At 62.6% G+C, this 6,570-nt stretch carries 7 protein-coding genes and 2 pseudogenes; 5 read left to right on the forward strand and 4 right to left on the reverse strand.

What is annotated here, in order from left to right:
• Both JUB11_RS31970 and JUB11_RS31975 read left to right on the forward strand, forming a co-directional pair.
• Positions 1-248, forward strand: a pseudogene (locus JUB11_RS31970) (IS5/IS1182 family transposase); the annotation flags it as partial.
• A 220-nt stretch (positions 249-468) separates the two neighbouring features.
• Positions 469-2,901 carry a PAS domain S-box protein gene (locus JUB11_RS31975; protein ID WP_207462853.1) on the forward strand — a complete coding sequence of 811 codons (2,433 nt, stop codon included), beginning with the start codon at positions 469-471 and terminating at the stop codon, positions 2,899-2,901.
• Positions 2,902-2,916: 15 nt separating this feature from the next.
• On the opposite strand, the gene JUB11_RS31980 is transcribed toward JUB11_RS31975, so the two are convergent.
• Positions 2,917-3,099 carry a hypothetical protein gene (locus JUB11_RS31980; protein WP_207462854.1) on the reverse strand — a complete coding sequence of 61 codons (183 nt, stop codon included), beginning with the start codon at positions 3,097-3,099 and terminating at the stop codon, positions 2,917-2,919.
• A 115-nt stretch (positions 3,100-3,214) separates the two neighbouring features.
• Positions 3,215-4,464, reverse strand: a pseudogene (locus JUB11_RS31985) (IS3 family transposase); the annotation flags it as partial.
• 258 nt (positions 4,465-4,722) lie between these two features.
• Between JUB11_RS31985 and JUB11_RS31990 the strand changes: the two are divergent.
• The gene (locus tag JUB11_RS31990; protein ID WP_207462855.1) at positions 4,723-5,196 is read left to right on the forward strand and encodes a helix-turn-helix transcriptional regulator; all 474 of its coding nucleotides are present in this window, start codon (positions 4,723-4,725) and stop codon (positions 5,194-5,196) included.
• Positions 5,197-5,330: 134 nt separating this feature from the next.
• Here JUB11_RS31990 and JUB11_RS31995 read toward each other — a convergent pair whose 3' ends face one another.
• Positions 5,331-5,591 carry a ribbon-helix-helix domain-containing protein gene (locus tag JUB11_RS31995; RefSeq protein WP_282189222.1) on the reverse strand — a complete coding sequence of 87 codons (261 nt, stop codon included), beginning with the start codon at positions 5,589-5,591 and terminating at the stop codon, positions 5,331-5,333.
• A gap of 148 nt (positions 5,592-5,739) precedes the next feature.
• Between JUB11_RS31995 and JUB11_RS32000 the strand changes: the two genes are divergently transcribed.
• Positions 5,740-5,934, forward strand: coding sequence for a hypothetical protein (locus tag JUB11_RS32000; protein WP_207462857.1), 195 nt, complete (start codon positions 5,740-5,742; stop codon positions 5,932-5,934).
• 46 nt (positions 5,935-5,980) lie between these two features.
• Positions 5,981-6,115, forward strand: a complete 135-nt coding sequence (locus tag JUB11_RS33330) for a hypothetical protein (protein ID WP_282189223.1) — start codon at positions 5,981-5,983, stop codon at positions 6,113-6,115.
• 38 nt (positions 6,116-6,153) lie between these two features.
• On the opposite strand, the gene JUB11_RS32005 is transcribed toward JUB11_RS33330, so the two are convergent.
• Positions 6,154-6,384 carry a hypothetical protein gene (locus tag JUB11_RS32005; protein WP_207462858.1) on the reverse strand — a complete coding sequence of 77 codons (231 nt, stop codon included), beginning with the start codon at positions 6,382-6,384 and terminating at the stop codon, positions 6,154-6,156.
• Positions 6,385-6,570 lie beyond the last annotated feature (186 nt).

Consider the following 6,570-nt stretch of genomic DNA (forward strand, 5'->3'; position numbering starts at 1 on the left):
CCAACCCGACCCAGCGGGACCAGCATCTCCGGGTCATCGCTGAGCGGGGGCGCATGAGCTGGCAGAAAACCTCGGGCTATAACGCCAGGTCTGGCGCTGAGGGAGCGATGAGCCGCTACAAGCGGATCATCGGCGACACCTTGCGCTCCCATTCCCGACCAGCGCAGAAGGTGGAAACCCGGATCGCCGTCACTGTCCTCAACCGCATGTTCGACCTCGGATGCCCGGAGTCCGTCCGCGTCGCTTGAAGATCAAAGTACAAAGCCAACGCTCTGATCTCCTATCTCCATGCACCAGAGCACCTCCTCGCCCCAGACGTCCGGATGGCGCCGTCAGGCAAGGACGGTGGTGTCTGGACGTGACCACCACGCGGCTAAAAACCAGTGCTCTTAGCATAGCCGGAGTGGAATATGTGAAACCGATCCTAAAATCAGGCATGATCGATATCTTGGCGTTGGAGAGACGAGCATGTTGGTGATCGATCCGCCTAAGCCGGACAATGAGTTGGCCAGGCTGGAGAAGTTGAGGTCCTACGGCATACTCGACACGCCCGCGGATATTTTCTTCAACGGCCTTACCACTTTGGGAGCTCGGCATTTCGACGTGCCAATCTGCTTGGTCAGCCTCGTGGACGAAGGGCGGCAATGGTTCAAATCGCATCACGGTTTAACTATCGATCAAACCCCGAGACGTTTGTCCTTTTGCGCGCATGCCATCCTCCGGAACGATGTGATGGTGGTGACGGATGCGACACTCGATGAACGTTTCGCCGAAAACGACTTGGTTACTGGCGCACCCAGAATCCGCTTTTACGCCGGTGCGCCCATAAAGACTTCAGATGGGTTTTGCCTCGGCACCTTCTGCATCATCGACCGGATACCAAGGAGCAACTTCGACGAACGAGCGGCACAGGATCTTAAGGAATTCGCCAACCTTGTTATCCAACAGATGGAAACGGGCGCAGCGAAGGTCATTCTGGAGCGCATCGCCGGTGAGCGTGAGGACGCACTCCACCGCCAGCAGGAAAGCGTGCGCCTGCTCGAAGCCATTCTGGAAAGCGTCAAGGACCCTATTTTCGTCAAGGATGTCGAGGGTCGCTACATAACGGTCAACACGGTATCGGCAGGAATCCTCGGACTGAGTCCGGATGAGGTGATTGGCCGTACTGACGAGGATTTGTTCCCACCAGAGATCGCGGCTCACCTTAGCCGACTTGACCGTCAGGTCATTGAAACGACTCTCCCCGTTACTGAGCAACAAAGCCTCCTAGACTTTTCAACGGGCGAGCCACTCACTTTTGAGACCGTCAAGACTCCTCTCCGAGGAGCGGGCGGAGCGGTTATCGGCCTCGTAGGAATAGCAAGGGACGTTACAGACCGCAGGCGTGCGGAACAGGCTCTTCGGAGCAGCGAGGAACGTCTTCGCATGCTGGTCGAGAACGCCCCTCAGCCGATGTGGGTGAACCGGCCGGATGGAACGCTTGAGCAGCACAACCGCGCTTGGCGCATCTACACCGGCCTAACTACGGACGAAGCCTCGCGCATGCATGCCCTCCATCCTGAGGATCTGGACCATGTCCTGACGGTTCGCACGGCGGCTTTGCCCATGGGTCAGCCTTATGAGTTCGAGGCACGCATCCGACGGGCAGACGGCGCTTACCGGCGGAACATGGTCCGGGTGCATCCCTTGGTTCAGGACGATCAGATCGTTGCCTGGATCGGCATGGCGATCGACATCGACGATATCCACCGTGGGCGTGAGGCTGCGGAAGAGGCAAGCCGGTCCAAGACCCGCTTTCTGGCAGCAGCGAGCCATGATCTGCGCCAGCCTGTCCAATCTGCGCTGCTTTTCCTGGACGGTGTCGCTGCCCATGTCCGAGACGAGGTTGGCCGCTCCGCCTTGAAAGGTCTTGATAGCAGCTTGGATGCGCTCAAGTGGATGCTTGATGGCCTGCTGGACGTCTCACGCCTGGATGCCGGCATCGTGACGACGCAGGTGAAGACCGTTTCGGTCGCCGAGGTCCTGACCCAGGCCGCGCACGCCTTTGCGCCCATGGCTGCGGCAAAAGGGCTCCGCCTGCAGGTGAGACCCTGCGACGTCCAGGTGCGGAGCGACCCGGTCCTGCTCGGGCGCATCCTGCGAAACCTCCTGGAAAATGCTGTGCGTTACACAGAGAAGGGCGATATAGCGCTGCTTTGCGCAGAGAGGGGCGATCATCTGACCATCCAGGTCCAGGACACAGGGATCGGCATTCCGCCTGATCAACTCGACCGCATCTTCGAAGAGTTCTATCAGGTCGGAAATTCCGAGCGCGACCGCAGTCAGGGCCTTGGACTTGGCTTAGCAATCGTGAAGCGGCTGGCGGACCTGCTCGATCATCCAATTGAAGTGCAGTCCACCCCCGGCTCGGGAACGGTCTTCACGATCCGGGTTCCGCACGTCGCTGCGGAGAAGACAGACCAGCCGCTTTCCGAACCGCCGGATCCGTCGAGCCGGGCGGAACAGCAGCCGTTTGCGGTCATCATCGATGACGACGCCTTCGTTCTTCTGGCGTTGCAGACCATCGTGAAAAGGTGGGGGTTTCAGGTGCTAGCCGCCGGTGCCACCGACGATGCCGTCGAACGCTTACGTCAGGAAGGCCGCCGGCCGGATGTGCTGCTCGTGGACTACCGGCTGCGCGAAGGCCGTGTCGGTACGGAGGCCGTGAAGCGCATTCGTGAGATGTTCGGATCCGACGTACCGGCCGCCATCATTACCGGGGAGATCGGCCCGGAGCCACAACGGGACGCAGCCGATCTTAGGCTATCGCTCATGCAGAAGCCGGTCATGCCCTGCGAACTCACCGCGGTGTTGTCCGACCTCCTCGGTAAGCCTGTCGGGGATGATGCTGTCCGCTCCTGAGATAGGGTTCTCGGCTCAGCGTATGGGTTGCGGTCGCGACGGTCCGAGCCGCGTCACGGACATGCCGGCGCGCTCGCATACAACGCCGTCGGCCCGCAGCACCATCTCAGCCTCTTCGAGATCCTTGGCCGGGGTCACCGACGGATCCGCCTCCCCTTCCCACCTGGGCTCGAATTGCTGCTCGATGAGCAGGAGCATCGCCCGGTCACGCTCTTCCGCGGACCGGAACCGAAGGATCGGAAGAGAACGATTCCTCATCGAGGGCCCCCCGTCTGTACTGCGGCCCAGAAATGAGACAGGCGGCTGCGCCTGATCAGGCGGCCAAGGGTAGCCCGGCTTCGGAGGGCCGATCAACTCGGAGTTGGTCGGCTCGGACCTGAGCCGGGGAGCGGTGCCCATGTCGGGCGACGAGCCAGGTGTCGTTGTAGTGCCGGGCGAACTCCAACAGGGCCTGCCGGAGTTCCTCGGCCGTGTCGAAGGTGTGGACCCACAGGAGGTTTTCCTTGAGCGTCCGGATGAAGCGCTCGGCCACGCCGTTGCCCTCGGGCTCGCGCACGAAGGACGGCGAGCTGGGGATGCCCAGGTGCCGGATCTCGTCCTGGAAATCGCCGGACATGTAGTTGGAGCCGTGATCGTGGCGCAGCGTTAGCCCGGCCGCGACGCCGGGGCCGATGCGGCCAAAGTGGCGCAGCACGCCCTGGCGGACCGGTTCCAGAGCCTCAAAGCGGTTGCCGCTTTTCGAGGCGTGAATGCCCACCACCTCGGTGTTGGCGTGATCGACCGCGATGAAGACGCGCGCCACCTCCTCGGCTGCGGTGATCGTCTCGGTCATGTCCGTGCCCCACATCGTTTTCACCGTCTCGGTGACGATGGTGCCGTCGTGCACCCGTGTGCGCTGCCGCCCGACCCGATGCGGCGCCAGCAGCCCATGTGTGCCCATCAGCCGCCTCACCCGGCGGGCCGAGGTGCGGATGCCCGCAAAGCGTAGGCGTGCCCAGATCTTGCGGTAGCCCTCACCATGGAAGCGTGACGCCAGGATCTGCTGGCGGATGTGCTCGACCAACTCGGCATCCGAACAGGGGCCAAGCGGGCCTCGGCGCCCTGGCATCGATGCCGGGCCGACGGCCCGGTGGCGGTACACCGTGTCTCGGGAGACCCGCCACGTTCGAGCAACCCGGGCCAGGCCGTAAGGGCGACCAGTGGAGGGCGAGCTGGTCTGGCTGATCGTCTCGACCTCCGTCGGGCCAAAGAGCCTGCCCCCGCGAAGGCGGGGGGCGTTTGCCCTCCAGCACGGCGATTTTCTCCTCCAGCAGCTCGTTGGCCATGGTGATCTCGCCAACCTTGGCCTTCAGGCGCGCGATCTCCTCATCATGTTCGTAGCTGCGCAGGCCCTCCCGGCTCGCGTTCCCGCTCCTTCATGGCCGCCGCGGCCGCCGCCCGGGCGCGCTCACGCCACTCGCTCAGGCGCGCCACGGTGATGTTCAACTCGCGGGCAACCACCTCCAGCGGCTCGCCGCGCAGAAGGCGCGTAACCGCGCTCAGCTTGCGTTGCGCCGAGAACCGTTGGGAAGCGCGCGCCTCCGCGCCCGAGGGGGCGCCTGCGCCAGCGTTGTGGGCGCGCTCCGGCGCCCCCTCGGGCTTACGTTCCTGTTCCTCGTTCATTTTCAGACCTATGGTTGCGGTTCATTTTACCGCAGCCAGCTGTCTCATCGAACCGGGCAGCACCCCATTGTAACAGCCGACAGGATGTGGATTTACCGTCCACACCAGTGTACGAAATGCACCGTCCTGCCTTGAGCAGCGAGAAGGATAGGCAAGCTGATGGCACCAAGACGACCTGCAAACCCCATAGGCGATGGGCCCGATGCCGTTGACGTGTATGTCGGCTCTCGCATTCGGACACGCCGCACGCTCATAGGCATGAACCAGACTGCACTTGCACAGCGAGTTGGCCTGACATTCCAGCAGATCCAGAAATACGAAAAAGGCGCAAACCGTGTCTCAGCTTCAAAGCTCTGGCAATTCAGCCAGGCGCTCGACGTGCCGGTCAGCTTCTTCTTCGAGGAAATGCCGGGCGATCTTCGGAAGCGTGGGGGTCTCTCACCGGAACCGGCCGATGCCTCGCCAGTAGACAATCCAGAGCCCGGCCTGATGCGCAAACGCGAGACGCTGGAGCTGGTGAAAGCTTACACCCGGATTGCAAACCCGCGTGATCGGCGGCGCATCTATGAGATTTTCAAGACGCTCGGCGACCTGGAAGGCCCCGATCGGATCGACACGGCCAACCAGGAGTAGGATTGGGCACAAGCCTTACTCGCTCTTCCGCTCGCCCTCTTGCCAGGCTGCGATGGTCCGCATCCACCACAGCACCACAACGTTGCCGAACCGCTGCCGGAGTGTCGAAACAGGGACGAGACTCCCACACAAGATCACTGCGCCGCAGCGCGCCTCCGGGCGCGGCGCTCTGCATCGGCCATCTGATCCCGAAACCATCGCACTGTCCACACGCGGACAGCCCGGCTGTAGGAAAGGTCAGGGTGGTACTGTTGCGCGGCGGTGCAGATCCGGTTCAGCAGTTCGCCCCAGGTGGTGCCTAGCTTTTCGGAGGCCTCATCCAAGGCATCCCAGTATTCGTTTTCCAGCCGCATGCTGGTGCGCATGCCGCGGATCGTGACGTTCCTGGTATCCATCTCAACAGGGGCAGGGGCAGGCAATTTGGTTACTCTTGTATGCGCGCTGGGAACATAGCAGGATTACCCGCGCCGCCAATTATGCCGATGGTCGTGGCATACTGCAGCGTTCACGTTTCGGTAAGATTGCTTCGGAACGTTTCTACGTATGCAAGAGCGATACGCGTACAAGGCGGACCCCAATGAGCCTGGAAGATGGCTCGTCTACGACGCCAAACTGCTGGCGGCCGGTGGAGGCCTGCTGGTGGTCGAACGCGGACTGACCGAAGCAGGCGCCAAGGTCGTCGCGCAGTGGTTCAACGACCTGAACCGTGGCGTACCGTATGAGCCCCCGCGCGCCTGACCGCTATGCCGTCGCCATCCATAGCGATGGCCGGAGCTGGTTGGTGGTGGACACCCACACCGCGCTGAGGAGCGCATGGGAGTTCCGGCCGATCTACCGGCGGCTTACCTACGCCCAAGCCCAGCAGATCGCCGCGTGGCTCAACTTCATGGGTTTCGAGCCGCCGGCCAACGACACCTAGTGGCTGGAGAGGCTAAGCGGGGAGGCAGTCAGAGCCGGTCAAGCCGCCTTACCCGGCCAGGGCCACGGCCCCTCATGGTCTATGCCCGGCACCTTCCCGCACGGGCTGGACAGGAGTTCCCTGGCCTCGGACAGAACCAACCCATCGGCAAAGCCCTCCTGCACCAGGATCGCCTCTGCCTCGGCTGCCGAGTTGGCGACGACCTTGATGGCCCGGATCGGGTAGGCGTCGCTCGCGTGGCTTTTCCCGGTGATCCCGTACATGAACATGCTCTGTCTTCTCCTTAGGCTCGCACCACTGGCACGTCGTCCAGCTGCGTCATGTAGCTGGGTGAACGCTGGTCCTGACGCATCCGCTCGGGATGCCGGCATGGCGTTCCCGCCAAGCCAGGCGCATCATGCCGGTCAACGTGCATGAGGTCGTGCTGTGTTCATCGTCAACGAGGAGGAAGCCGC

It is taken from the genome of Azospirillum sp. SYSU D00513 (assembly GCF_017356015.1).
In the GTDB taxonomy this organism is placed as follows: domain Bacteria; phylum Pseudomonadota; class Alphaproteobacteria; order Azospirillales; family Azospirillaceae; genus Azospirillum.

Coding starts and splice junctions, on each gene's coding strand:
- JUB11_RS32000 (WP_207462857.1), top strand. CDS start 5,740: ATGCAAGAGCGATACGCGTACAAGGCGGACCCCAATGAGCCTGGAAGA.
- JUB11_RS31995 (WP_282189222.1), bottom strand. CDS start 5,591: ATGGATACCAGGAACGTCACGATCCGCGGCATGCGCACCAGCATGCGG.
- JUB11_RS31990 (WP_207462855.1), top strand. CDS start 4,723: ATGGCACCAAGACGACCTGCAAACCCCATAGGCGATGGGCCCGATGCC.
- JUB11_RS31975 (WP_207462853.1), top strand. CDS start 469: ATGTTGGTGATCGATCCGCCTAAGCCGGACAATGAGTTGGCCAGGCTG.
- JUB11_RS32005 (WP_207462858.1), bottom strand. CDS start 6,384: ATGTTCATGTACGGGATCACCGGGAAAAGCCACGCGAGCGACGCCTAC.
- JUB11_RS31980 (WP_207462854.1), bottom strand. CDS start 3,099: ATGCTCCTGCTCATCGAGCAGCAATTCGAGCCCAGGTGGGAAGGGGAG.